The sequence below is a fragment of the Rhizobacter sp. P5_C2 genome, assembly GCF_054049715.1.
In genome coordinates this window covers 60,326-85,583 of the sequence record NZ_JBFULV010000007.1, presented here as the reverse complement: position 1 = coordinate 85,583, position 25,258 = coordinate 60,326, and the positions used below count along the sequence as shown (strand labels likewise).

The 25,258-nt window shown below is 69.6% G+C and carries 25 protein-coding genes; 13 read left to right on the top strand and 12 right to left on the bottom strand.

What is annotated here, in order from left to right; genetic code table 11:
* Positions 1 to 45 precede the first annotated feature (45 nt).
* The 4 genes from ACXJLU_RS04185 (at position 46) to ACXJLU_RS04170 (ending at position 1,914) form a co-directional block, all read left to right on the top strand.
* Complete coding sequence (locus ACXJLU_RS04185; protein ID WP_457329215.1) at positions 46 to 432, top strand: VOC family protein; 387 nt, start codon at positions 46 to 48, stop codon at positions 430 to 432.
* Positions 433 to 535: 103 nt separating this feature from the next.
* Positions 536 to 997 (top strand): RidA family protein, encoded by a 462-nt coding sequence (locus ACXJLU_RS04180; RefSeq protein ID WP_457329214.1) that lies wholly within the window; start codon positions 536 to 538, stop codon positions 995 to 997.
* Between the two features lie 3 nt (positions 998 to 1,000).
* The gene (locus ACXJLU_RS04175) at positions 1,001 to 1,480 is read left to right on the top strand and encodes a disulfide bond formation protein B (RefSeq protein ID WP_457329213.1); all 480 of its coding nucleotides are present in this window, start codon (positions 1,001 to 1,003) and stop codon (positions 1,478 to 1,480) included.
* An 86-nt stretch (positions 1,481 to 1,566) separates the two neighbouring features.
* The gene (locus ACXJLU_RS04170; protein WP_457329212.1) at positions 1,567 to 1,914 is read left to right on the top strand and encodes a hypothetical protein; all 348 of its coding nucleotides are present in this window, start codon (positions 1,567 to 1,569) and stop codon (positions 1,912 to 1,914) included.
* A 36-nt stretch (positions 1,915 to 1,950) separates the two neighbouring features.
* Here the strand turns inward: ACXJLU_RS04170 and parC are convergent, their stop codons facing one another.
* From parC to ACXJLU_RS04155, 3 genes are read right to left on the bottom strand one after another with little or no spacing between them, the layout of a single operon-like run.
* The gene (gene parC / locus ACXJLU_RS04165; protein WP_457329211.1) at positions 1,951 to 4,257 is read right to left on the bottom strand and encodes a DNA topoisomerase IV subunit A; all 2,307 of its coding nucleotides are present in this window, start codon (positions 4,255 to 4,257) and stop codon (positions 1,951 to 1,953) included.
* Positions 4,258 to 4,296: 39 nt separating this feature from the next.
* On the bottom strand, positions 4,297 to 4,965 hold the full coding sequence (locus tag ACXJLU_RS04160) for a lytic transglycosylase domain-containing protein (RefSeq protein ID WP_457329210.1): 669 nt from the start codon (positions 4,963 to 4,965) through the stop codon (positions 4,297 to 4,299).
* Between the two features lie 35 nt (positions 4,966 to 5,000).
* A complete protein-coding gene (locus tag ACXJLU_RS04155) occupies positions 5,001 to 6,986 on the bottom strand; it encodes a DNA topoisomerase IV subunit B (RefSeq protein WP_457329209.1) in 1,986 nt (661 codons plus the stop codon).
* A 128-nt stretch (positions 6,987 to 7,114) separates the two neighbouring features.
* Between ACXJLU_RS04155 and ACXJLU_RS04150 the strand changes: the two genes are divergently transcribed.
* From ACXJLU_RS04150 to ACXJLU_RS04115, 8 genes are all read left to right on the top strand, one after another.
* A complete protein-coding gene (locus ACXJLU_RS04150) occupies positions 7,115 to 7,840 on the top strand; it encodes a hypothetical protein (protein WP_457329208.1) in 726 nt (241 codons plus the stop codon).
* A gap of 28 nt (positions 7,841 to 7,868) precedes the next feature.
* Positions 7,869 to 9,086 carry an MFS transporter gene (locus ACXJLU_RS04145; protein WP_457329207.1) on the top strand — a complete coding sequence of 406 codons (1,218 nt, stop codon included), beginning with the start codon at positions 7,869 to 7,871 and terminating at the stop codon, positions 9,084 to 9,086.
* On the top strand, positions 9,083 to 9,211 hold the full coding sequence (locus ACXJLU_RS04140) for a hypothetical protein (RefSeq protein WP_457329206.1): 129 nt from the start codon (positions 9,083 to 9,085) through the stop codon (positions 9,209 to 9,211). The genes ACXJLU_RS04145 and ACXJLU_RS04140 overlap by 4 nt, the downstream gene beginning before the upstream one ends.
* Before the next feature lies 1 nt (position 9,212).
* Positions 9,213 to 10,019 carry an SDR family oxidoreductase gene (locus tag ACXJLU_RS04135; protein ID WP_457329205.1) on the top strand — a complete coding sequence of 269 codons (807 nt, stop codon included), beginning with the start codon at positions 9,213 to 9,215 and terminating at the stop codon, positions 10,017 to 10,019.
* Positions 10,016 to 10,609: a class I SAM-dependent methyltransferase gene (locus tag ACXJLU_RS04130; RefSeq protein WP_457329204.1), complete on the top strand. Its 594-nt coding sequence runs from the start codon at positions 10,016 to 10,018 to the stop codon at positions 10,607 to 10,609. Before ACXJLU_RS04135 ends, ACXJLU_RS04130 begins: the two co-directional genes overlap by 4 nt.
* Positions 10,610 to 10,634: 25 nt before the next feature.
* Positions 10,635 to 11,516 (top strand): 4-hydroxy-tetrahydrodipicolinate synthase, encoded by an 882-nt coding sequence (gene dapA / locus ACXJLU_RS04125; RefSeq protein WP_457329203.1) that lies wholly within the window; start codon positions 10,635 to 10,637, stop codon positions 11,514 to 11,516.
* A 110-nt stretch (positions 11,517 to 11,626) separates the two neighbouring features.
* Positions 11,627 to 12,799, top strand: coding sequence for an NlpB/DapX family lipoprotein (gene bamC / locus ACXJLU_RS04120; protein WP_457329237.1), 1,173 nt, complete (start codon positions 11,627 to 11,629; stop codon positions 12,797 to 12,799).
* Between the two features lie 34 nt (positions 12,800 to 12,833).
* On the top strand, positions 12,834 to 13,610 hold the full coding sequence (locus tag ACXJLU_RS04115; RefSeq protein WP_457329236.1) for an MBL fold metallo-hydrolase: 777 nt from the start codon (positions 12,834 to 12,836) through the stop codon (positions 13,608 to 13,610).
* Positions 13,611 to 14,068: 458 nt separating this feature from the next.
* Here the strand turns inward: ACXJLU_RS04115 and ACXJLU_RS04110 are convergent, their stop codons facing one another.
* On the bottom strand, positions 14,069 to 14,572 hold the full coding sequence (locus tag ACXJLU_RS04110; protein WP_457329202.1) for a hypothetical protein: 504 nt from the start codon (positions 14,570 to 14,572) through the stop codon (positions 14,069 to 14,071).
* 19 nt (positions 14,573 to 14,591) lie between these two features.
* A complete protein-coding gene (locus ACXJLU_RS04105; RefSeq protein WP_457329201.1) occupies positions 14,592 to 15,764 on the bottom strand; it encodes a JmjC domain-containing protein in 1,173 nt (390 codons plus the stop codon).
* Positions 15,765 to 15,801: 37 nt separating this feature from the next.
* Between ACXJLU_RS04105 and ACXJLU_RS04100 the strand changes: the two genes are divergently transcribed.
* The gene (locus ACXJLU_RS04100) at positions 15,802 to 16,323 is read left to right on the top strand and encodes an FKBP-type peptidyl-prolyl cis-trans isomerase (RefSeq protein ID WP_073464401.1); all 522 of its coding nucleotides are present in this window, start codon (positions 15,802 to 15,804) and stop codon (positions 16,321 to 16,323) included.
* Here the strand turns inward: ACXJLU_RS04100 and ACXJLU_RS04095 are convergent.
* The 7 genes from ACXJLU_RS04095 to lepB all read right to left on the bottom strand — a co-directional run bounded on the left by ACXJLU_RS04095 (position 16,309) and on the right by lepB (position 25,188).
* Positions 16,309 to 19,395 carry an efflux RND transporter permease subunit gene (locus tag ACXJLU_RS04095; RefSeq protein ID WP_457329200.1) on the bottom strand — a complete coding sequence of 1,029 codons (3,087 nt, stop codon included), beginning with the start codon at positions 19,393 to 19,395 and terminating at the stop codon, positions 16,309 to 16,311. The genes ACXJLU_RS04100 and ACXJLU_RS04095 overlap by 15 nt on opposite strands.
* Positions 19,392 to 20,585 carry an efflux RND transporter periplasmic adaptor subunit gene (locus ACXJLU_RS04090; protein WP_457329199.1) on the bottom strand — a complete coding sequence of 398 codons (1,194 nt, stop codon included), beginning with the start codon at positions 20,583 to 20,585 and terminating at the stop codon, positions 19,392 to 19,394. Before ACXJLU_RS04090 ends, ACXJLU_RS04095 begins: the two co-directional genes overlap by 4 nt.
* 18 nt (positions 20,586 to 20,603) lie before the next feature.
* The gene (locus tag ACXJLU_RS04085; RefSeq protein ID WP_457329198.1) at positions 20,604 to 22,094 is read right to left on the bottom strand and encodes an MFS transporter; all 1,491 of its coding nucleotides are present in this window, start codon (positions 22,092 to 22,094) and stop codon (positions 20,604 to 20,606) included.
* Complete coding sequence (locus ACXJLU_RS04080; protein WP_457329197.1) at positions 22,087 to 22,569, bottom strand: MarR family winged helix-turn-helix transcriptional regulator; 483 nt, start codon at positions 22,567 to 22,569, stop codon at positions 22,087 to 22,089. The genes ACXJLU_RS04085 and ACXJLU_RS04080 overlap by 8 nt, the downstream gene beginning before the upstream one ends.
* Positions 22,570 to 22,694: 125 nt before the next feature.
* A complete protein-coding gene (gene dut / locus ACXJLU_RS04075; RefSeq protein WP_457329196.1) occupies positions 22,695 to 23,144 on the bottom strand; it encodes a dUTP diphosphatase in 450 nt (149 codons plus the stop codon).
* Entirely contained in the window at positions 23,141 to 24,382 is a 1,242-nt protein-coding gene (gene coaBC, locus ACXJLU_RS04070; protein WP_457329195.1) for a bifunctional phosphopantothenoylcysteine decarboxylase/phosphopantothenate--cysteine ligase CoaBC, read from the bottom strand. The genes dut and coaBC overlap by 4 nt, the downstream gene beginning before the upstream one ends.
* The gene (gene lepB / locus ACXJLU_RS04065; RefSeq protein ID WP_457329194.1) at positions 24,379 to 25,188 is read right to left on the bottom strand and encodes a signal peptidase I; all 810 of its coding nucleotides are present in this window, start codon (positions 25,186 to 25,188) and stop codon (positions 24,379 to 24,381) included. Before lepB ends, coaBC begins: the two co-directional genes overlap by 4 nt.
* Between the last annotated feature and the right edge of the window lie 70 nt (positions 25,189 to 25,258).

Below are 25,258 nucleotides of genomic sequence, written 5' to 3'. Positions count from 1 at the left end.
GCGCCCCCTCCCGCTACAGTTCATCCAGCAACAAGGAGTCCTGTCATGAAGCGCGTTACCGGCATCGGCGGCATCTTCTTCAAGTCCAAGGACCCGAAGGCACTCGGCGAGTGGTATCGGAAACACCTCGGGCTGGACGTCGAGGAATGGGGCGGCGTGAGCTTCCGGTGGGTCACCGAAGACAACCCGACGGGCGCGGGCACCACGCTCTGGACGCCATTCAAGGAAGACACGTCCTCCTTCGCCCCGAGCACGGCGAGCTTCATGGTCAACTTCCGGGTGCATGACCTTCACGCGCTGCTCGCGGCATTGCGGTCGGAAGGCTGTGCGGTCGACGACAAGGTCGACGAGTCCGAATTCGGCAAGTTCGGCTGGGTTCAAGACCCGGAAGGCAATCGCGTCGAGCTCTGGCAACCGCCACAAGGCCAATGAAGCGGGGGACATCCTCAGTCCGGGCGCGCTCACAACCCCGCAGCGCGTTCAGCCAAAGCCCCAGGTGTAGGATCCCCCGCTTCCTCCACCTGCCCTCCCCGCCATGTCCGTCTACGACCGCCTGAAAGCCCTCGGCATCGACCTGCCGCCGGTGTCCGCTCCCGCTGCCGCCTACGTGCCCTTCGTGCGCACCGGCAACCTGGTGTTCCTGTCCGGCCACATCGCCAAGCGCGACGGCAAGCCCTGGGTCGGCAAGCTCGGCCTCGACATGGACACCGCCACCGGCAAGCTCGCCGCCCGCGCGATCGCGATCGACCTGATGGGCACGCTGCAGGCCGCGGTCGGCGGCAACCTCACCAAGGTCGAACGCATCGTCAAGGTGATGAGCCTCGTCAACAGCACCGGCGAATTCACCGAGCAGCACCTGGTGACCAACGGCTGCTCCGAGCTGCTGGCCGAGGTGTTCGGCGCCGACAAGGGCGCGCATGCCCGCAGCGCGTTCGGCGTGGCCCAGGTGCCGACCGGTGCCTGCGTCGAGATCGAGCTGATCGCGCAGGTGGCCTGACCGATGGCCGCCTTCAAGTTCGGCGCCACGCAGCGCCTGTATGCCGTCGCGGTGCTGTGCCTGGCCGCCGTCGGCGTCGCGCTGTTCTCGCAGTACATGTTCGACATGCGCCCCTGCCCGTGGTGCATCCTGCAGCGGCTGCTGTTCACGCTGATCGCGGTGCTGTGCATCGTCGCGGCCTGGCTGCGTGGCGGGCCGCGCGTGGCGCTCGGCGGCATCTCGGTGCTGCTGGCCGCGGGCGGCATCGCGGCGGCGCTATGGCAGAACCTGGTCGCCGCGAAGTCGAGCTCGTGCAACCTGACCTTCGCCGACAAGATCATCACCGGCATCGGCGTCGACAAGCTGCTGCCGTCGGTGTTCAAGGTGACCGGCAGTTGCGCCGAGGCAGCCGTTTCCATCCTCGGCGTGCCCTACGAGTTCTGGAGCCTCGCGGTGTTCGGCGTGGCCGGGCTGCTGGTGCTGTCGGCGCTGCGCGGACGTTGATCACCCTGGCCGCGGGTCAATCGCCGATGGCGCCCGCGGCCATCGAGGGCTAAGCTCACCGGATCGTCCGCTACCGGAGCACGATCATGATGTGGCACTGGAACTCGTGGTGGGAACCGCGCAAGGACAACCCCGCCGCCACCGAGCCCCCCGCCTGGCACGGGCCGTGGGGCGTCGAGCAGGTGGCCGCCTGGCAGGCGCGCAGCTGGGAGCACATGGTGAGCACGAGCCGCTCGATGTGGAGCTTCTGGCTCGGCGCGATGCCGGTGCCCACCTGGCCGGTGATCGGGCAGGTCACGCCGCCATCGGCGCCGCATGAGGTGCAGCCGGAGACGCCGGCCGCGCCGGTGACGCGGGCGGCACCGAAATCCTCGCCGCGCAAGCGGACTGCGCTGCCGGATGGGCGGCATGCGCAGCAGGCTCGCAAGCGCTGAGCGTGCCGCCCGGCCAATGAGCCGGGCCGCGCGCCATCAACCGGCCAGCACCCGCTGCGCCTTCATCCCCGCCTCCAGCACCTTCCCCTTGCGCGCCCGCTTGCCGCCATAGACGGCGAGCGACGCGCCCTTCAGGTCTTCTTCCTTCGGCTTGCCGCCGCGGCCCAGGCCCAGCACCTTCAGCGCGGCCGCACAGGTCGCGGTGGAGACCAGCGGGTCCTTCGCGTCGACCTCCATCAGCGTCAGCCCGCGGCCGCCGTTGGACTGCAGCTTCAGCTCGTCGAGCGGGAACACCAGCAGCCGGCCGCTCAGGCTCAGGCAGGCCACCTGCTTGTGCGCCGCCGCCAGCGGCACCGGCGGCAGCAGCTTGTCGCCGTCGTCCAGCGTCAGGAAGCTCTTGCCGCCGCGCTGCCGGCTGACCATGTCGGACACCTGCGCCAGCAGACCGAAGCCGCCGGTGTTCGACAGCAGCAGCTTCGTGTCGGCGCTCGCGGCAAAGTAATGCAGCGGCTGCGTGCCGCTTTCAAGGTCGACCAGCGTCGTGATCGGTTGGCCGTCGCCGCGCCCGCCGGGCAGCAGGCTGGCCGCGATTGAATACACGCGGCCGTTGCTGCCGAACACCAGCAAGGTGTCGACGCTGCGGCACGGGAAGGTGCCGTACAGCCCGTCGCCCGCCTTGAAGGCCAGCGCCGCCGGATCGATCTCGTGGCCCTTCAGCGCACGTGCCCAGCCCTTCAGGCTGACCACCACCGTCACCGGCTCGTCGAGCACCTTCACTTCCACCACGGTGCGCTTCTGCGCCTGGATCAGCGTGCGGCGGTCGTCGCCGTACTGCTTCGCGTCGGCCTCGATCTCCTTGATCATCGTACGGCGCAGCGAGGCCGGGCTGCCGAGGATCTCCTGCAGCTTGTCGCGCTCGGCGCGCTGCTCCTTCAGCTCCTGCTCGATCTTGATGGCTTCCAGCCGCGCCAGCTGGCGCAGGCGGATCTCGAGGATGTCCTCGGCCTGCCGGTCGCTCAGCTTGAAGCGCTCGATCAGCGCGGCCTTCGGCTCGTCCGACTGCCGGATGATGCGGATCACCTCGTCGATGTTCAGCAGCACCGTCTGCCGGCCTTCCAGCACGTGGATGCGCTCGAGCACCTTGTCGAGGCGGTGCTGCGTGCGCCGCTGCACCGTCTGCTGGCGGAAGGCGATCCACTCCTGCAGCATCAGCCGCAAGGTCTTCTGCGTCGGCCGGCCATCGGCGCCGATCATCGTCAGGTTGATCGGCGCCGAGGTCTCCAGGCTGGTGTGCGCCAGCAAGGTGTTGATCAGGTCCTGCTGCTCGATGCGGCTGGTCTTGGGCTCGATGACGACGCGCACCGCCGCATCCTTGTTCGATTCGTCGCGCACCGTGTCGAGCACGGCCAGCACCGTCGCCTTCACCTGCACCTGGTCGGCGGTCAGCGCCTTCTTGCCGGTCTTGACCTTCGGGTTGATCAGCTCCTCGATCTCTTCGAGCACCTTCTGCACGCTGGTGCCGTGCGGCAGCTCGGTGATGACGAGCTGCCACTGGCCGCGCGCCAGGTCTTCGATCTTCCAGCGCGCGCGCACCTTCAGGCTGCCGCGGCCGGTGGTGTAGGCCGCGCGGATGTCTTCGGGCGAGCTGATGATCTGGCCGCCGCCCGGGTAGTCGGGGCCCGGCACCAGCGTGAACAGCTCGTCGTCGCTCATCGCCTCGTTGCGGATCAGCGCGACGGTGGCCGCGGCGATCTCGCGCAGGTTGTGCGACGGCAGCTCGGTGGCCAGCCCCACCGCGATGCCGCTGGCGCCGTTCAGCAGCACGAAGGGCAGGCGCGCCGGCAGCAGGCGCGGTTCGCGCTCGACGCCGTCGTAGTTGGGGACGAAGTCGACCGTGCCTTCGTCGAGCTCGTCGAGCAGCAGGCGCGAGATCGGGGCCAAGCGCGCTTCGGTGTAGCGCATCGCGGCCGCGTTGTCGCCGTCGCGCGAGCCGAAGTTGCCCTGGCCGTCGACCAGCGGGTAGCGCTGCGAGAAATCCTGCGCCATGCGCACCATCGCGTCGTACGCCGCCTGGTCGCCGTGCGGGTGGAACTTGCCGATCACGTCGCCGACGACGCGCGCGCTCTTGACCGGCCGGGCACCGGCCGTGCCGCTGAAGGCGAGGCCGAGGCGCTGCATCGCGTACAGGATGCGCCGCTGCACCGGCTTCTGGCCGTCGCAGACGTCGGGCAACGCGCGGCCCTTGACGACGCTGAGCGCGTATTCGAGGTACGCGCGTTCGGCGTAATGGGCGAGCGTGATGGCGTCGTCGGGATTGCCGGTGTCGAAGAGGTCGTTGGTCATCGTGTTTTTCAGGGAAAGGCTTCGCGGCTTCTGCAAGGGCTAGCGGGAAGCGTCGGATGCAGCGGCGCCGTGCATCTGCAGCCCGGTGCGTTCGCCCGGCATGCGCGCCTGCAGCAGCGCCCAGTAGAGCTCCAGCACCAGGTGCACGTGCGCCTGGGTTTCGGGGATGGCCGGCATCTCGCCGCCAGCCTTGCGCACCGCGGATTCACCGGCATTCCACGCCGCGAGCGCGACATCGATGCGGCCGAAGCGGCGCGTCAGGGTCGACAGCATGCGGGCGCCGGTGAGGATGTTGGTGCGCGGGTCGAGCAGCTTGTCGCGCAGCGCGGCGGGGCGTTCGCTGGCCGCGAAGCCGCCGTAGTGCTGCGCGGCGATCGGGGTCAGCTGCATCAGGCCGACCGCACCGCGCGGCGACACCGCCTTCGCGTTGAAGCCGGACTCGACCGCGATGATGGCCTTCAGCAGCTCGATGTCGACGCCGTGCGCGGCCGCCGCCTCGCGCAGCAGCGGCTGCAGCGACTTGACCTCGGGCGCGAACTCCAGCCAGGTCAGCAGGCCGCCGGCGCCATCGGTCTTGCCAGGCACGCGCAACTGCGCCGCATCGCCCATCACCAGGTGGTAGCGCGAATCGACCTGCGTCGGCGCGAGGTGCGCGGTGCCGCTGCCGTCGACGTAGCCCCACAGCTCGGCGTGGGCGAGCGCGGGCACGGCGAGGGCGACCGCAGCCAGGGTCGCCGACGGATTCACACGTCGACCTCGACGTCGTCGCCGCGCAATTCCATCAGCTCGCGGCGGGCTTGCGCCTCGCCCTTGCCCATCAGCTTGGTCAGCGACTCGGTGGTCGCGCCGAAATCGAGCGCGCCGAAGGCCACCTGCAGCAGGCGGCGCGTGTCGGGGTTCAGCGTGGTGTCCCACAGTTGCTCGGCGTTCATCTCGCCCAGGCCCTTGAAGCGGCCGATGCTCCAGCTGTTGTCGCGCGCGCCTTCCTTGCGCAGCTTGTCCAGCGTGGCGGTCAGCTCGCCTTCGTCCAGCACGTAGAGCTTGGCCGCCGGCTTCTTGCCGCGCGCCGGCGCGTCGACACGGAACAGCGGCGGCTTCGCGATGTAGATGTTGCCGCGCTCGATCAGCTTCGGGAAATGCCTGAAGAACAGCGTCAGCAGCAATACCTGGATGTGCGAGCCGTCGACGTCCGCATCGCTCAGGATGCAGATCTTGCCGTAGCGCAGCCCCGACAGGTCCGGCTCGTCGGTCGCGCCGTGCGGGTCGACGCCGATCGCCACCGCGATGTCGTGGATCTCGTTGTTCGCGAACAGCCGGTCGCGCTCGACCTCCCAGGCGTTCAGCACCTTGCCGCGCAGCGGCAGCACCGCCTGCGTCTCCTTGTTGCGGCCCATCTTCGCGCTGCCGCCGGCCGAATCGCCCTCGACCAGGAACAGCTCGTTCAACGTCAGGTCGCGGCTTTCGCAATCGGTCAGCTTGCCGGGCAGCACCGCCACGCCCGAGCCCTTGCGCTTCTCGACCTTCTGGCTCGCGCGCTGGCGCGTCTGTGCCTGCTTGATCACCAACTCGGCCAGCTTGCGGCCCAGCTCCACATGCTGGTTCAGCCACAGCTCCAGCGCCGGCTTCACGTAGGTCGACACCAGTCGCAGCGCATCGCGGCTGTTCAGCCGCTCCTTGATCTGGCCCTGGAACTGCGGGTCGAGCACCTTGGCCGACAGCACGAAGCTGGCGCGCGAGAACACGTCTTCCGGCATCAGCTTCACGCCCTTGGGCAGCAGGCTGTGCAGGTCGATGAAGCCCTTCACCGCACCGAACAACCCGTCCTTCAGCCCGGCTTCGTGCGTGCCGCCGTTGACGGTGGGGATCAGGTTGACGTAGCTCTCGCGCATCGGCGAGCCGTCTTCGGTGAACGCGACGCACCAGGCGGCGCCCTCGCCTTCAGCGAAGTTTTCGGTCTCGCGCGAGTCTGCGAAGCGCTCGCCCTCGAACAGCGGGATCACCGGGTCGGCGGTCAGCGCCTGCATCAGGTAGTCGCGCAGGCCGCCCTGGTAGGTCCAGGTCTGCACCTCGCCGCTCTTCTCGATCGTCAGCGAGACGATGACGCCGGGCATCAGCACCGCCTTGCTGCGCAGCAGGTGGGTCAGCTCGGCCTTCGGGAAATCGACGCTCTCGAAGTACTTCGGGTCCGGCCAGGCGCGCACCGTGGTGCCGGTCTTGCGGTCGCCCGACGCGGCCGAGTACACGCCCTTGCGAATCGTCAACGGCTCGATCACGTCGCCGCCCGAGAACGCCAGCCGCGCCACCTGGCCCTCGCGGTACACCGTGACCTCCAGCCGCTTGGCCAACGCGTTCGTCACGCTGACGCCCACGCCGTGCAGGCCGCCCGAGAAGCTGTAGGCACCGCCGGAGCCCTTGTCGAACTTGCCGCCGGCATGCAGCCGGGTGTAGACGATCTCGACCACCGGTACCTGCTCTTCGGGGTGCAGCCCGAACGGAATGCCGCGGCCGTCGTCGTGCACCGTGACCGAGCCGTCGGTGTGCAGCACCACGTCGATGCGCTTGCCGTGGCCGGCCAGCGCCTCGTCGGCCGCGTTGTCGATGACCTCTTGAATGATGTGCAGCGGGTTGTCGGTGCGGGTGTACATGCCCGGCCGCTGTTTCACGGGCTCGAGGCCCTTCAGGACACGGATCGATGACTCGCCGTAGGAATTGCTGGGTTTGGTCGCCATGGGGCGGGATTCTAGAAGCCCACCACGTTACAACTCGCAATCGACCGTGGCGCGGTCGACACGGAGGCGTCGTGGCGGCGCGTTACCCTTGCGCGCTTTTTTCTGATTCACCCAACCCGACCCGACCCATGCGCCTTGCCTCCGCCACCCTGATCGCCCTCCTGTTCGGTACCGCTGCGCCGATCGCCCAGGCAGCCGAGCTGAACTCGCTGCAAACGCTGACGCAGTCCGAGTTCCGCCTGCTGTCGGAAGACCTGGGCGCCATCGTGTCGTTCAAGCCGCTGATCCCGTCCGAGCCGCTCGGGCTGACCGGCTTCGACATCGGCGTCGGCGTGTCGGGCACCGTGCTCGAGAACCGCGGCGTCTGGGAAAAGGCGACCGGCGGCAGCAGCGTGCCGTCGACGATCGCGGTGCCGTCGCTGCGCGCGCACAAGGGGCTGCCGTTCGACATCGACGTGGGCGTCTCGGTCTCGCGCGTGCCGTCGGCCGGCGTCACCGTCACCGGCGGCGAGCTGCGCTGGGCGCCGCTGGCCGGCAACGCGGTGCTGCCGGCGATCGCGCTGCGGCTGAGCGCGTCGTCGATGTCGGGCGTCGACCAGCTGAAGCTGCGCACGCTCGGCTTCGACGTCTCGGTGTCGAAGGGCTTCCTGTTCGCGACGCCGTACGCCGGGCTCGGCACCGTCAACGTCAAGAGCAAGCCCCAGGGCGCACCGTTGGCAGGCGATGAAGACTTCAACCTGGCGAAGGTGTTCGCCGGCGTGAACCTGAACCTCGGGCTGGGCAACCTGGCCTTCGAGGCCGACAAGACCGGCAAGGCGACCAGCTACAGCGCGAAGTTCGGCTTCCGGTTCTGATCGGAGGGCAATCCGTTACATTCGCCCGATGTCCCGGACTGTCGACGCCCCCGCTCCGCTCTCGATGAAACAGGTGCTGCTGTGCGGCGCCATGATCGTCACGCTGTCGATGGGCATCCGCCACGGCTTCGGGCTGTGGCTGCAACCGATCACGATGGACCGCGGCTGGACGCGCGAGACCTTCGCCTTCGCGCTCGCGGTGCAGAACCTCGCCTGGGGCGTCGCCGGCCCGTTCGCCGGTGCGCTGGCCGACCGCTTCGGCGCCTTCCGGGTGCTGATCGCCGGCAGCCTGCTGTATGCCGGCGGGCTGGTGCTGATGGGCCTGTCCACCTCCGGCCTCGCCTTCACCGGCAGCGCCGGGCTGCTGCTCGGCATGGCGCAATCCGGCACCACCTACGCGGTGGTCTACGGCGTGATCGGCCGCAACGTCGCCGCCGAAAAGCGCAGCTGGGCGATGGGCGTCGCCGCGGCGGCCGGCTCGTTCGGCCAGTTCCTGATGGTGCCCACCGAGAACTGGCTGATCGGCCACCTCGGCTGGCAGCAGGCGCTGTTCGTGCTGGGCTGCGTGGCGCTGGCCATCATCCCGCTGGCGGCCGGCCTCAAGGAACCGAAGTTCGTCGTCAACCCGCTGCAGCAAAGCCTCTCCGCCGCGCTGCGCGAGGCCTTCGCGTACCCGAGCTTCCTGCTGCTGATGGCCGGCTATTTCGTCTGCGGCTTCCAGGTGGTGTTCATCGGCGTGCACATGCCCAGCTACCTGAAGGACCACGGGCTGTCGCAGGACGTCGCCACCGGCGCGCTCGCGCTCATCGGCCTGTTCAACGTGATCGGCACCTACACCGCCGGCACGCTCGGCCAGCGCCTGCCCAAGCGCTACATCCTGTCGACCATCTACGCGCTGCGCTCGGTCGCGATCCTCGTCTTCCTGAACGTGCCGCTGTCGCCGACCAGCGTCTACGTCTTCGCGTCGGTCATGGGCGTGCTGTGGCTGTCGACCGTGCCGCCGACCAACGCCGTCGTCGCGCAGATCTTCGGTGTGCGCTATCTGTCGATGCTGGGCGGCTTCGTGTTCCTCAGCCACCAGGTCGGCTCCTTCCTCGGCGTGTGGCTCGGCGGCAAGCTGTACGACACGACCGGCAGCTACGACGTGGTGTGGTGGATCGCGGTCGGCCTGGGCGTGTTCGCCGCGCTCGTCAACCTGCCGGTGCGCGAATCGGCGATCGTGCGGGCGACGCCGCAACCCGCATGAAGGAGGACGTCGTCAGGTTGGGCATCTGGGTGGCGGTCGGCATCGTGATGGTGCTCGTGTTCCTCGCCTACCTGCGCCCCGAGATGGCCTTCACGCTCGCCAACCAGCTCTGGAACTGCTTCTGACATGTACGTCGTCGTCATCACCGGCGCCTCGGACGGCATCGGCGCCGAACTGGCCCGGCAGTGGGCCGCGCGCGGCAAGGGCAACATCGCGCTGGTGCTGGCAGCCCGCAACCTCGACAAGCTGCAGGCCGTCGCCGACGAGTGCCGCACGCACGGCGCGCAGGCGCTGGTGCAGCGCTGCGACGTGAGCGTGCAAGCCGACTGCAAGGCGCTGGTCGACGCGACGATGCACACCTACGGCCGGCTCGACACGCTGGTCAACAACGCCGGCATGTCGGCGCAGGCGCTGCTGCGCGACGTGGCCGACCTCGGCTGGTACGAAGACCTGATGCGGGTGAACCTGTGGGGAAGCGTCTGGTGCACGCACGCCGCGCTGCCGCACCTGAAGACGAGCTACGGCCGCATCGTCGCGGTGTCGAGCCTGGCCGGGCTGGTCGGCGTGCCGGGGCGCACCGCCTACGCGGCCACCAAGTTCGCGATGACCGGCTTCTTCGAATCGCTGCGCCCGGAGATCGGCCGCCAGGGCATCAGCGTGACCATCGCCTACCCGGGCGTCGTCGCAACGGAGATCCGCCGCCGCGGGTACGACGCGAGCGGCCACGCCGCCGGCCGCAGCGGGCTCGATGAATCGGATGCGATGCCGGTCGAGACCTGCGCCCGGCTGATCATCGAAGGTGCCGAGGCGCGCCGGCGCGACATCGTGATGACGGCGCAGGGCAAGCTCGGCCGCTGGCTGAAGCTGGTCGCGCCGCGCTTCATCGACCGGCTGGCGCTGAAGGCGCTGAACCAGCACGCCCGCCCGCAATGAGCGCGACGCTGACGCCCCCCGGCGCACCCGCGCCCTCGGCCTGGGTGCAGCGCTGGTCGCACCTGATCGCGCCGGGCGCCCGCGTGCTCGACGTGGCCTGCGGCAGCGGCCGCCATGTGCGCTGGTTCGCCGGCCGGGGCTGCCACGTGACGGCGCTCGACCGCGACGCGGCCGCCACCGAGCCGCTGCACCCGATCGCCGACGTGGTGCTGGCCGACATCGAGACCGGCCCGTGGCCGCTGCCCGACCGCCATTTCGACGCCGTCGTCGTGACGAACTACCTGTGGCGGCCGCTGCTGCCGACGCTCTGCCAGGCGCTGAACGAGGGCGGCGTGCTGATCTACGAGACCTTCGCCCACGGCCAGCAGAGCGTGGGCCGGCCGGCCAACCCCGATTTTTTGCTGCGCCCGGGCGAGTTGCTCGAGGCGGCCCGCGGCTTGCGCATCGTCGCGTTCGAAGACGGCTTCCTCGGCTCGCCGGCGCGCTTCGTGCAGCGGATCGCCGCGGTGAACGCCGCCGCCGACCCCGGCGGACCGGGTGAAATCCCGCGTTATCTTCTGGACGCCGGGCACCCCCCGCAGGGTGAGTAAAATCCGCGGATTCCGAGGATCCCGCATGAAACCCATTGTTGGCAGCATCGTCGCGCTGATCACGCCGATGCACGAGGACGGCAGCGTCGACTATGACGCGCTGCGCCGCCTGATCGACTGGCACATCGACGAAGGCACCGACTGCATCGGCGTCGTCGGCACCACCGGCGAAAGCCCCACGGTCTCGGTCGAGGAGCACTGGGAGATCATCCGCATCGCGGTCGAGCATGCGCGCGGCCGCGTACCGATCATGGCCGGCACCGGCGCCAACTCCACCCGCGAGGCCATCGAGCACTCGCGCTATGCCCGCAAGGCCGGTGCCGACTGCACGCTGTCGGTCGTGCCGTACTACAACAAGCCGTCGCAGGAAGGCATCTACCAGCACTTCAAGGCGATCGCCGAGGCGGTCGACATCCCGATGGTGCTGTACAACGTCCCCGGCCGCACGGTGGCGGACATGCTGCCCGAGACCACGCTGCGCCTCGCGCAGGTCCCCGGCATCGTCGGCATCAAGGAAGCCACCGGCAACATCGAGCGCGCCGGCTGGCTGGTGCGCAATGCGCCCGCGGGCTTCTCGATCTATTCCGGCGACGACCCGACGGCGATCGCGCTGATGCTGCTGGGCGGCCACGGCAACGTGAGCGTCACCGCCAACGTCGCGCCGCGCGCGATGCACGAGCTGTGCAAGGCGGCGCTAGCCGGCCAGGCGCGCGAGGCGACAGCCATCCACCTGAAGCTGCTGCCGCTGCACAAGAACCTGTTCGTCGAACCGAGCCCCGCGCCCACCAAATGGGCCTTGTCGCGCCTGGGGCGCTGCGGCGCCACGCTGCGCCTGCCGATCGTCGGGCTGACGCCCGCCGGCCAGGCGACGGTGGAACAAGCGATGCGCGAATCGGGTCTGCTGTGAGCGGCCCGAGCCGCCTGCGCTGACGCGACCGCCCGTCCCTGCTCCAGTCCGCCCTCCCTTTCCTCTTTTCCACCGGCCCGGCCGGCGCCCTTGTGGCACTGTCCTCGGAGATGCACAACGTGACCCGTTTTCCCCTGAACCCTCTCGCCCAGGCCACCGCCGCCGCCCTCGCCCTGGGCCTCGCCGCCGCCGGTTGCTCGTCGATCGAGACGGCCGTGACCGGCGAGAAGGTCGACTACAAGACCGCGACCGCCAAGCCGACGCCGCTGGAAGTGCCGCCCGACCTGACCCAGCTGCAGAACGACTCGCGCTACAACATGCAGAGCGGCGGCACCATCAGCGCCACCACCTTCCAGAACCCGCAGGCCGTTGCAGGATCCACCGTGGCCGCCGGCCCGGCCACGCAGACGGTGGCGCCGAACGCGCTCGGCCAGGCCCGCCTGGAACGCCAGGGCGACCAGCGCTGGGTCGTGACCGCGCAGACGCCCGAGCAGGTGTGGCCGCAGCTGCAGGCCTTCTGGAAGGAGCGCGGCCTGTCGATCTCGCTCGACCAGCCCGAGGCCGGCGTGATGGAAACCGAATGGGCCGAGAACCGCGCCAAGCTGCCGGACGACCTGCTGCGCCGCACGCTGGGCCGCGTCATCGACGGCCTGTACTCCACCGGTGAGCGCGACAAGTACCGCACCCGCGTCGAGCGCGGCGCGAACGGCACCGAGATCCACATCGCGCACCGCGGGCTGCGCGAGGTCTACGTCGGCCAGCAGAAGGAATCGACGAGCTGGGAACCGCGCCCCAACGACCCGGAACTCGAGGGCGAAATGCTGTCGCGGCTGCTCGTGAAGCTGGGCGCGAAGGACGAGCAGGTCAAGCTGGCCTCGCAGCAGGCCGCGTCGGCGCCCGCCTCCGCGACGCCGCATGCACGCGCGCTGACCGGCCAGGCCGCCGCGACGCTGCAGGTCGACGACGCCTTCGACCGCGCCTGGCGGCGTGTCGGCCTCGCGCTCGACCGCAGCGGCTTCACGGTGGAAGACCGCGACCGCACGCAAGGCGTCTACTTCGTGCGCTATGTCGATCCGGCGATGGCCGGCAAGGAAGAGCCCGGCTTCTTCGGCCGCCTGTTCGGCACCGGCGAGAAGGGCAACTTCGCCCCGGTGAAGTACCGAGTGCGCGTGGTCGGCCAGGGCGATGCCAGCCTGATCTCGGTGCTCGACAGCAAGGGCGAGCCGGAGAACGGCGACGCCGGCAAGCGCATCGTCGGCCTGCTGGTCGACGAGCTGAAGTAAGCCCCGGGGTTCCGGCAACGAGGTACCGCACATGCTGCGCTTCTGCAGCCTCGGCAGCGGCAGCACCGGCAACGCGACGCTGGTCGAGGCCGGCAGCGGCGCGAGCGTCACGCGGCTGCTGATCGACTGCGGCTTCTCGCTGCGCGAGCTGACGCTGCGACTGTCGCGCACCGGGCTCGCGGTCGACGACATCGACGCGGTGTTCGTGACCCACGAGCACGGCGACCACGTCGGCTGCGCGCTGACGCTCGCACGCCGGCACCGCGTTCCGCTGTGGACCAGCCAGGGCACCTGGCGCGCGATCGGCGATCCGACGGCGCAGGAATGGCTGAACGTGGCCCGCGACGGCGAGCCGATCGCGATCGGCGACCTGCAGCTGCAGCCCTACACCGTGCCGCACGATGCCAACGAGCCGCTGCAGCTGCGCGTGACCGATGGCGACGCCTGCCTGGGCGTGCTGACCGACATCGGCTCGTCGACGGCGCACGTGGTGGCGCACCTGCAGCACTGCGATGCACTGCTGCTGGAATGCAATCACGACGTCCAGATGCTCGCGAACTCGAGCTACCCGGCCTCGCTGAAGCGGCGTGTCGGCGGACGGCTCGGGCACCTGTCGAACGAGACCGCCGCGGAGATCCTCGCGGCCTGCCTGCACGGCGGGCTGCGCCACCTGGTGGCCGCGCACCTGAGCCGGCAGAACAACCGGCCCGAGCTGGCGGTTCAAGCCTTGCTCGGTGTGACCGGCGGCAACGCGGACGACATCATCGTGGCCGACCCGGCACTCGGATTCGGCTGGCTGTCATTGCGGTGAACGGGCAGCGGCAGATCCAGACGTGAAAAAGCCGCCCGAAGGCGGCTTTTTGAATCGCCGAAGCGATTTACTTGGCAGCCGAAGCAGCGCTCGAAGCAGCGGCAGCAGCAGACGAAGCAGCGTCCGTGGCAGCCGAAGCGGCCATTGCAGCGCCCGAAGCGGCGGCATCAGCCATCGGAGCGGGAGCCGGAGCAGCGACCGGAGCAGGAGCCGGAGCGGCCTCTTCCGGCTTCTTGCCGCAAGCGGCCAGAGCAACAGCAGCAACCAGGGAAGCCAACAGAAGCGACTTTTTCATACTTATCCTCAATGAAGGTTCAGACAATTACCGGTAATTGTGGGAACCCTCCGATCTCGATATCCGGCAGGATACCCGGCAGATCCCCAACGCAGTCAGACCCAGGAAAGCTCGAGCGTTTCCTAGGCCCAGCCCATGATTATACGCAGGCCGGGTGCATACCCTATAGGCCCAGCGTTGTCGCAGGAAAGGCCTCGACGGAGCGTTGCAAAAGTGCATCAAGGTGTTCGCGCGTGCGCACCGCATCGCCCTCGTCGGTGGACCAGCTTGCACGGTACTGCGCGCGGTTCAGCAGCTTCAGCGTGAGCAGGCCCGGTGCCAGCAGCACGGTCGGCATGTCGCGCTCGTCGTCGCTGTCGGGCGAGCGGCATTCGACGATGTGCGACCACTGCCGCCGCCAGGCTGCGAAGCGCGCATGGCGCCGCGACACCTCGTCGAAGTGCCCGCCCAGCATCGTCAGCTTGCGGTGCGCGAAGGCCCAGCGCGTCAGGTGATCGAGCACCTCCAGCTCGCCGAGCGGCCAGTCGGCGAAATCGGGATCGCTCAGCAGCAGCTCGCGGCAGCCTTGCTCGGCCGCGAGCGCGAAGCCCTCGCGCAGGGCCTGCAGGAAATCGCTGCGCGACGTGATGATGCGGTGTGCACCGCCGCTCCCATCGACCTCTTCCATCGTGTGCTCCTTGCGTGGCTCAGGTCTCGTGCACCGGATGCACCCAGCCGGCGTGCGCCCACTGCCCGAGCAGTTCGAAGGCATCGTCGCTCAGCCGCGCGACATCGGCAAGCGCCAGGCGGCGGCCGTCCGCCAGCAGGCGCATCAGGCGCGCATCGCGGCCCGCGGCGCGGAACGAATCGCCGTTGATGAAGACATGCCAATCGTCGTACATCATCCGCGTGCGGCGGTCCAGGCGCACCGCGCGCGGCGCCTCCAGCGGCTCACCGGCGTCGAACCACACCGCCGGTTTCGGCTCGCTCAGCAGTTCGCCGAGCGCGCAGGTGAGCGCTGTCGGGTCGCGCAGCAGCCGCTGCACCGCATCGGCGGCGAACGCCTGCAGCCGCTGCGGCACGCGGCCGGGCGCGTCGGTGGCCGCTTGCGACGGATCGCGGTACAGCGGGTCTTCGCCATCGGGGTCGACCGCCTCGATCACGCGCTGCAGCACCTCGGTCGCGAGTTCGTCGCGGCCGGTGGCACGAAAGCCGATCGAGCAGGTCATGCACTCGCCCTCGGCCACGCCGTCATGCCCCCAGCCGGGCGGCAGGTACAGCATGTCGCCGGGCTCGAGCAGCCACTCCTGCTCGGGCACGAAGCGGCTGAGGATCTTCAGCGGCACGTCCGGCTCGAGCGATGCATCGTCGACCGGCCCGATGCGCCAGCGCCGCCGGCCTTGCACCTGCAGCAGGAACACGTCGTAGGAATCGACGTGCGGCCCGACCCCGCCACCGTCGCTCGCCCACGAGACCATCAGGTCGTCGAGCCGCGCATCCGGCACGAAGCGGAACCACGACAACAGCTCGCGCGCGGCATCGAGGTGCAGGTCCAGCCCCTGCACCAGCAGGGTCCAGCCGCGGCGCGACACCGCCGGCAACGAACGCCGCAGCAGCGGCCCGCGCTTCATCGACCAGCCGCGGCTGCCGCGCAGGATCAGGCGCGATTCGACGTCCTCGCGCGACGCCAGCTCGAACAGCTGCGCGCGCGGCGCGATCGGCACGATGCCCGGCACCGCCTGGCGGATCAGCAGCGGCTTCTTCTGCCAGTGGCGGCGCATGAAGGCGGCGGGCGACAGGCCGCCCAGCAGCGTGTCGGGGCGGGGGGCATCACCGGGCGTAGAGCCGGGCGCAGAGGGGTGGGAGATCGGTGCGGGCATCGCAGGATTGTGCGATGACTGTGCGATCATTCCGCCGATGCTCATCACCAATCCCTGCGTCGTCGCCCTCACGTGGCGGCTGGAAGACGCCCAAGGCCAGCTGATCGACGAACTGGACGCCCCGGTCGAGTTCTTCGTCGGTGGCGACGACCTGCTCGCGAAGGTCGAAGAAGCGCTGATCGGCCAGGAGGCCGGCTACGAAACCAAGCTGCACCTCGAGCCCGACCAGGCCTTCGGCGACTACCAGCCCGACCTGGTCTTCTTCGAAGAACGTTCGATCTTCCCGGAGCAGGTCGACGTCGGCATGCAGTTCGACGGCCCGCCCGAAGGCGCCGTCACCGAAGGCCTGCAGCCCGACGCGGTCTACACCGTGACCGAGGTCTACCCGACCCACGTGGTGCTCGACGGCAACCACCCGCTGGCCGGCATCGCGCTGCGGCTCGACCTGAAGGTGCGCGACGTGCGCGAGGCCACCGAAGATGAGATCGACGCCGGCACCGTCGGCTCGCCGGCCGTGAGCATCATGACGACGGCGCCGTCGAATTCACAGCTGCACTGAGCCCTCGGGGGCCGTGACCGGTCCCTTGCCGCTGAAGCGGTCGAGGTACAGGTAGATCACCGGCGTGATGTAGAGCGTGATCGCCTGCGAGAACACCAGCCCGCCGACCACCGCCAGCCCGAGCGGCTGGCGCAGCTCGGCACCCGCGCCGAGCCCCATCGCGATCGGCAGCGCCCCCATCAGCGCCGCCAGCGTCGTCATCATGATCGGCCGGAAGCGCAGCACGCAGGCCTCGCGGATCGCCTGCTCCGGCGCCATGCCCTGCGAGCGCTGCTGGTCGAGCGCGAAGTCGATCATCATGATCGCGTTCTTCTTGACGATGCCGATCAGCAGCAGGATGCCGATGGTCGCGATCAGCGTCAGGTCCATGTTGAACAGCTTCAGCGTCAGCAGCGCACCAACCGCCGCCGACGGCAGCCCGGCCAGGATCGTCAGCGGGTGGATGTAGCTCTCGTACAGCACGCCCAGCAGCACATAGATCACCAGCAGCGCGCCGACGATCAGGATCGCCTGGCTGCCCTGCGAGCTCTTGAACACCGCCGCATCGCCGCCGTAGCTGGTGATGATCGACTCCGGCAGCTCGATCTCCGCGCGGTAGTGCTCGATCTTGCCGGTCGCATCGCCGAGCGCGGCCCCGGGCGCGAGGTTGAACGACACCGTCACCGCCTGCAGCTGGCCGACGTGGTTGATCGAGGTCGGCCCGACGGTGCGCGTGACGGTCGTGAAGCTCGACATCGGCACCAGCGTGCCGTTGGACGAGCGCACGTAGATGTTGTTGAACGCGCTCTCGTCCTGCTTGGCGCCGGGCGCCACCTCCATGATCACCTGGTAGCTGTCGACGCTGGTGTAGATGGTCGACACCTGCCGCTCGCCGAACGCGCTGAACAGCGCCGAGCGCAGCGCGTCGATCGACACGCCGAGCACGTTGGCGCGGTCGCGGTCGATGTTCAGCGAGGCCTGCAGCCCGCGCAGCTGCGAATCGCTGGTCACGTCGCGGAACAGCGGATCGGCGCGCAGCTTCGCTTGCAGCTTCTGCGCCCAGTCGCTGAGCTCATCGGCCTTGACGCTCTGCAGGATGTATTGGTACTGCGCCTTGCTCTGGCGGCCGCCGAGCTGCAGGTTCTGGATCGGGCGCATGAAGACGGTGATGCCGGCCACGTCGCGCAGCTTGCGGCGCAGCCCTTCGACCACCTTGGTCATGTCGTCGCGCTGCGCATGCGGCTTCAGCGCCACGAACATGCGGCCGGTGTTCTGCGCGCCGCCGCCGCCGTTGAACGAGCTGACGGCCTGCACGTTCGGGTCGTCGCGGATGATGGCCGCGACGCGGTCCTGCAGCCGCACCATCTCCGGGAACGAGGTGTCTTCCGAGGCCTCGGTCTGCACGCTGAGCTGGCCGATGTCTTCCTGCGGGAAGAAGCCCTTCGAGATGCTCGCGAACAGCCAGCCGGTCGCGAGGAAGGTGACCGCCGCGACCATCACGACGGCCACGCGGTGGCGCAGCGCCACGTCGAGCGTGCGCGAATAGGCGCCGAGCAGCAGGTCGAAGCCGCGCTCGAACGAGCGCACCAGCGCGCCCGGCTGCTTCTTGTGCGCATCGTCGGTCAGGAAGCGGCTGGCCAGCATCGGCACCAGCGTCAGCGAGACGAAGGCCGACGCGATGATGGCCAGCGACACGATCACCGCGAACTCGTGGAACAAGAGGCCGATCACGCCCGGCATGAAGAAGATCGGGATGAACACCGCGATCAGCGAGGTGGAGATCGAGATGATCGTGAAGCCGACCTCGCGCGAGCCGCGCAGGGCCGCACCGAACGGCGCCTCGCCGTGCTCGACGTGCCGCATGATGTTCTCGAGCATCACGATCGCGTCGTCGACCACCAGGCCGACCGCCAGCGTCAGCCCGAGCAGCGAGATGTTGTCGAGCGTGTAGCCGAAGCCCCACAGCAGCGCGATCGCGCCGACCAGCGAGACCGGCAGCGACAGCGTCGGGATCGCGGTCGCGACGAAGCGGCGCAGGAACAGGAAGATCACCAGCACCACCAGCACGATGGTGCCGAGCATCGTCAGCGTCACGTCGTGCAGCGATTCGCGCACCGACACCGAGCGGTCGTTGACCAGGTTCATGCGCACCGACTGCGGCAGCTGCGCCTGGAAGCCCGGCAGCGCGGCGCGCACCGCGTCGACCACCTTGACGGTGTTGGCGTCGGGCTGGCGCAGGATGGCGAGCGTGATCGACGGCTCGCCGTTGTAGCTCGCGAAGGTCTTGACCGTCTCGTAGCTGTCCTCGACCGAGGCGACCTCCTTCAGCCGCACCGGGTTGCCGTTGCGGTTGCTGACGATCAGCTCACCGAACTCGGCGGCATTGCGCAGCTGGCGGTTCGCCTGCAGCGTCAGCGTCTGCTTCGGGCCTTCGAGCGTGCCGACCGGCGTGTTGGCGTTGGCCGCGCCGAGCGCGGCGTTCAGCTCGTCGAGGCTGATGTTGCGCGCGGCCAGCGCATCGGGCTGCACCCGCACCCGCACCGCATAGCGCTTCTGGCCGAAGATGTTGACCTGCGCGACGCCGGCCAGCGTCGACAGCGACGGCGAGATCAGGTGCTCGGCGAAATCGTTCAGGTCCGACAGGTTCAGCGACGGCGAGGTCAGCGCGATCAGCAGCACCGGCGCATCGGCCGGGTTGACCTTGCGGTACGACGGCGGGCTGGTCATGTCCTGCGGCAGCTGGCGCTGGGCGCGCAGCAGCGCGGCCTGCACGTCGACCGCGGCGGCGTCGATGTCGCGGCCCTCGTCGAACTCCAGCGTCACGGTGGTGCTGCCCAGCGTGTTCGCCGAGCTGATCACGCTGAGGCCGGGGATGGTCTGGAACTGCTTCTCGAGCTGCAGCGCGACCGAGGTGGCCATGGTCTCGGGGCTCGCACCCGGCAACGCCGCCGAGACGTTGATGACCGGCGTGTTGTAGCTCGGCAGCGCCGCCACCGGGATGCGCGTGTACGCGATCACGCCGGCCACGACGATGGCGGCGTTCAGCAGCACCGTCATCACCGGACGGCGGATGAACAGCTCGGACAGGTTCATGGTGTCACCCCCGGTGTGGCGGACGCGGTTGCAGATGCTCCACCCTTGCCCTTGCCACCCGCCCCGCTGGCGGCGCGCTCGACCACCGGCGCGCCCGGGCGCAGGTTCTGCCGGCCGTCGACCACGATGCGCTCGCCCGGCTGCACGCCGGTGACGACCGCGTCGGTGCCGGCCGCCTGCACCACCACGATCGGCCGGGCGACGGCCTTGCCGCCGTCGTCGACCGTGTAGACGATGTTGCCGCGCGGTCCCTGGATCAGCGAGGCCTGCGGCACGACGGTCGCGCCCTTCAGCGTCTCGACCACCAGGCGCACGCTGACGAACGCGCCGGGCCACAGCGTCTGCTGCTTGTTGTCGAACACCGCCTTCACCTTGACGGTGCCGGACGACGCGTCGATGTTGTTGTCGACGAACTGCAGCTTGCCGGTCAGCGTGCCGCGGCCCTCGGGCAGCACGGCCGTGACCACGCCACGGCCCGATTGCAGGTTGCGCAGCGCTTCGCCGAGGTTGCGCTGGGGCAGGTTGAAGCCGACCGCGATCGGGTCGATCTGCGTCAGCGTGACCAGCGTGCTGGTGGCCGGCTGCACCGAGCTGCCGGGGAACACGTTGATCGCGCCGGCGCGGCCGGCCCCTGGCGCGACGATTCGGTTGTAGCCGAGCGCCACCTTGGCGGCGGCCAGCGCGGCGCGATCGGACGACACCACCGCCTGCGAGCCTTCGACCAGCGTCTGGCTGCTGTCGACGGCGCTCTGCGAGACGAAGTTCTGCGCCAGCAGGTCCTTGCTGCGGGTGAGCTGGCGCTGTGCGTCGGCCAGCGAGGCCAGGTCTTTCTCGAGCTGGGCCTGCGCCTTCGCGACGTTGACCTCGTCGGTGCGCGCGTCGAGCGTGAACAGCAGCTCGCCGGCCTTCACGAACTGGCCTTCCTTGATGTGCACCTGGGTGATGGTGCTGGCGACCTGCGGGCGGATGTCGACGCTGTTCAGCGCGGTGACGCTGCCGGTGGCTTCGAGCGTGACGTCGTAGTCGCGCTGCTGGGCCCGCACGGTGCTGACGCTGACCGCCGCGCCCGAGGCCGCCGCCGACGGGGCCGCCGCAGCGCCCTCGCCCTTGCCGCGCGATGCCAGGCCGTAGCCGACCCCTGCCACCACGACCACTGCGGCGATCACCCAACCCACCAAGCTCTTGTTCATGAACTGCCCGTCGTCAAGTCATTCGGAAAAATCGGCCCGGCCCTCGGCCCCGGGATGGAAGCGCAGCGCCGGCACCCGGCTGGCGGCCCAGGCGGCCAGCACGCACACGGCGGCGGCACAGCCGAAGGCGACCTCGAACGCGACGCGCAGGTCTTGCTGTGCATGCGGATCCTGGGCCGCGTGCAGCGCATCGCTGCTCCCGATCAACCCGAAGATCAGCGCGCCGAACGCACTCGCGCCGATCGAGGAACCCAGCGTGCGAGCCAAAGACATGGTGGCCGCCGCGGCACCCAGCCGCGCGGGGCCGGAGGCCGTCTGCGTCACGATCTGCATCACCGACATCACGCTGCCCAGGCCCAGCCCGGTGGTGAATCCGAGGCCGATCAGTGTGCGCTTGTCGGGCGGCAGCAGTGCCATGCCGAGCAGGCCGGCGGCGGCCAGCAGCAGCCCGCCCATCGGGATCGCCGTCGGCCGGCCGGTCCAGACGATCAGCCGCGACGTGAGGGTCGCGCCGCCGACGATGCCGGCCGTCAGCGGCAGCAGCAGCAGGCCGGATTCGGCCGCATCGGCGTGCAGCGACAGCTGAAGGTAGATCGGCAGGTAGAACACCATCGCGAACATCGCCGACGCGAAGCCGACGACCGTCAGCACCGCATAGCGCACCGGCGGCAGCCGCATCAACTCGATCGGCAGGAAGGGCCGCGCGGCGAGGCGCTCGACGCGCAGCAACACCGCCCACAGCGCGACGATGGCCGCCAGCATCGCCGCGCTGGCAGCCGACACCCATTCGAAGCGGTGCCCGGCCGACGACAGCCAGAACAGGCTCAGCCCCATCGCCAGCGCGAACAGCAACATGCCCTGCACGTCGGGCGGGCCCTTGCGCTCGTGCGGCACGTCGTCGGCGCGCAGCGCATGCAGCCGCCACAGCGCCAGTGCGCACAGCGGCAGGTTGACCAGGAACAGCCAGCGCCAGCTGGCGTGGTGCACCACCAGCCCGCCGATCACCGGCCCGCCGACGCTGGCCAGCGTGAAGACGATCGCGAAATAGCCCTGGCTGCGCGCGCGCCGCTGCGGCGAGACGACCTCGCCGATCAGCGCCTGCGACAGCGTCATCAGCCCGCCGCCGCCCAGCCCCTGCAGCGTGCGCGCGGCCACCAGCCACCACAGCCCGGTCGCCAGGCCGCAGCCCAGCGAGCCGAGTGCGAACATCAGCGTGGCCAGCGACAGCAGCTTGCGCCGCCCGAACTGGTCGCCCAGCTGGCCGTACAAGGGCACGACGATCACCGACGCGAGCAGGTACGAGACGGCCAGCCAGGAGGTGTCGCGCAGGCCGCCGAACTCGCGGCTGATCACCGGTGTGGCGGTGGCGAGCAGGGTCTGGTCGACGGCCGCGAGGAACATCGGCAGCATCACCGCGCCGAACAGGCGGCGGAAGCGGCGGCGCCCTTCGGCGATCCGTTCGGCGGCGACCTGCTCGGCGGCAGCCGTGGGCGATGCGGTGTCAGTCATGGACGAACCTGGCCTTGAGGATGGCCAGACCCTGCATCACGACCGCCAGTTCCGCCGGCGTGGCGTCGGACAAGGTTTTTGCGAGGTCAKCGCGGGCGCCACGGCGGATGCCGTCCAGCAGCGACTTGCCTTCGGCGCTCAGCCGCAGCTCGGTGCGGCGGCGGTCGGCCTGCGCGGTGGTGGGCGAGACGTAGCTGGCGCGCACCAGCCGGTCGACCATCGACGACGCGGTGGCCAGCGTGACGCCGAGGAAACCGGCGACATCGCTGATCGAGCAGGCGGCGTGCCGGCCGATGAAGCCCAGGCAGCGGAATTGCGGCACCGACAGGCCGGCATCCAGGTTGCCACGCATGCCCATGCGGATGGCGTTCATCACGTCGGGCACGACGCTCAGCACCTCGGCGGCGACGCGGCTGGCGTCGGGCGCGGGGCTGGTCGGTTCGGGCTTGGCTGGAGGTCTGGCAAGAGAGGCCACGGCGGGGCGCTGCCTTCGCAGGACTGGACGAGATGCTTAGCCTATCAAAGCATTTCGACAAGTTTATTGCGGGTCGGTAAACCAACCGCCAGCCGCCGCGAGGATTTCACGGCGTCGGCAAGAAATCAGTGCTTGCCGGTCGAGCCGAAGCCCCCTGCCCCGCGGTCGGAGGTGCCGAATTCGTCCACCACCCGGAAGCTCGCCTGCACCACCGGCACGATCACCAGCTGCGCGATGCGCTCCATCGGCGCAATCGTGAAGGCCGACTGGCCGCGGTTCCAGCAGCTCACCATCAGCTGGCCCTGGTAGTCGGAATCGATCAGCCCGACCAGGTTGCCGAGCACGATGCCATGCTTGTGGCCCAGCCCCGAGCGCGGCAGGATGATCGCCGCCAGCCCCGGATCGGCGACGTGGATCGCGAGGCCGGTCGGGATCAGCTGCGTCTGGCCGGGCTCGAGCACCAGCGGCGCGTCGAGGCAGGCGCGCAGGTCGAGGCCGGCGCTGCCGGGGGTCGCGTACGCCGGCAGTTGCTCGGCCATGCGCGGGTCGAGCACCTTCAGGTCGATCGGGGTCATGCGGGTCGAGGAGTGGAAGTGGAAGAGGACAGCCGCGCCGCGATCTCGTCCACCAGCGTGCGCGCGAGCGTCAGTTTGTCGGCATGCGGCAGCTGGCGCTCGCCCTGGGCGTCAACCAGCAGCAGCGCGTTGTCGTCACGCCCGAAGGTCGCTGGCCCCAGGTTGCCGACGATCAGCGGCACGTTCTTGCGCTGCAGCTTCTCGCGGGCATGCCTGGACAGGTCGTGGCTCTCGGCCGCGAAGCCGACGCAGAACGGCCGGTCGGGCAGCTTCGCGACGGCGGCCAGGATGTCGGCGTTCTCGGTCAGCTCGAAGGTCGGTGCGACCTTGCTGCCGTTCTTCTTGATCTTGTGGTCCGACAGCGAGGCCGGCCGCCAGTCGGCCACCGCCGCGGTCGCGACGAACACGCCGTGCTGCGCCGCCAGCGGCAGCACCGCGTCGAACATCTGCTGGGCGGTCTGCACATCGATGCGGCGCACGCCGCGCGGCGTCGGCAGGTGCACCGGGCCGGCCACCAGCGTCACCTCGGCACCGGCTTCGTGCGCCGCGCGGGCGATCGCGAAGCCCATCTTGCCGCTGGAACGGTTGGTGATGCCGCGCACCGGATCGATCGGCTCGAAGGTCGGCCCGGCGGTGATCAGCAGGCGCTGGCCGCGCAGCCGCTTCGGCGCGAAGAACGAGACCACGTCCTCCAGCAGCTCCAGCGGCTCGAGCATGCGGCCGTCGCCGATCTCGCCGCAGGCCTGGTCGCCGTTGCCCGGGCCGAGCACGGTGGCGCCATCGGCGCGCAGCTGGGCGATGTTGCGCTGCGTCGCCGGGTGTGCCCACATCTCGCGGTTCATCGCCGGCGCCACCAGCAGCGGGCAGTTGGCGATCGGCCGCGCGAGGCACAGCAGGCTCAGCAGGTCGTCGGCCCGGCCCTGCACCAGCCGGGCGATGAAATCGGCGCTGGCCGGCGCGATCAGCACCGCATCGGCCTCGCGCGTCAGGTTGATATGGGCCATGTTGTTGGCCTCGCGCGCGTCCCACTGGCTGGTGAACACCGGCCGGGTCGACAGCGCCTGCATCGTGACCGGCGTGATGAACTGCTCGGCCGCCTCGGTCATCACGACCTGCACCGAGGCGCCCGCCTTCACCAGCGCGCGCGTCAGCTCGGCGGCCTTGTAGCAGGCGATGCCGCCGGTCAGGCCGAGCACGATGCGCTTGCCTTGCAGGTCAGTGGAAGATGCAGTGCTCACAGCGGTGTCCAGAAGCGTGACATGTCGGACAGGTTGAACAGCACGCGCACCGCCTTGCCATACACCTCGGAATGCGGCAGGAAGCCCCAGCGGCGGGAGTCTTCGGAGTTGTCGCGGTTGTCGCCCAGCATCATGTACTGACCCTCGGGCACCGTGCAGTGCCAGGCGCCGCGGCGCTCGTTGACGCACTGCCGGCCGAGGTCGGGCTGCTGCAGGTCGACCGCCATGCTGCCCAGCACGAACGGGTTGATCTTGATCAGGTGCTCGCGCCCGGGCAGCGATTCTTTCTGCAGCCACTGGCCGCGGTCTTCCTCGCGCACGCCGGCCTCGCTGCCGTCGCTGACCGGCTCGACCTCGAACGGCGCGCCGTTGATGCTGACCGCGCCGTCCTGGAAGCGCACCACGTCGCCCGGCATGCCGATCAGCCGCTTCACGTAGAACTCGGAGACGTTGCGCGGGAAGCGGAACACGACGACATCGCCGCGCTGCGGCTTGCCGAACTCGATCGCGGTGTTGGTGAACGGCAGGCGCGGGCCGTACGCCAGGTGGTTGACGAGCAGGTAGTCGCCGACCCGCAGCGTCGGCTCCATCGAACCGGACGGCACCTTCGGCCAGTCGGCCACCGCGACGCGGCAGGTGAACATCAGCGCCACCACGAAGAACAGCTCGGCACCGAAGCTGACCCACAGCGGCTTGCGCGTCGGCGCGGGCGTGCGCGCGAGGCGCCGGCGCCAGGCAAACCAGCAGGCGCCGGTGGCCAGGCTCAGCAGGCAAAGCACTTCGTTGATGGAAAAACCGATCTGCATCGAGGGCGCTTTCCGGGTGGGTGTTCGGGGGCCTGACTGGAAATGGGCCCGGCCGGGATTATGGCCGCGC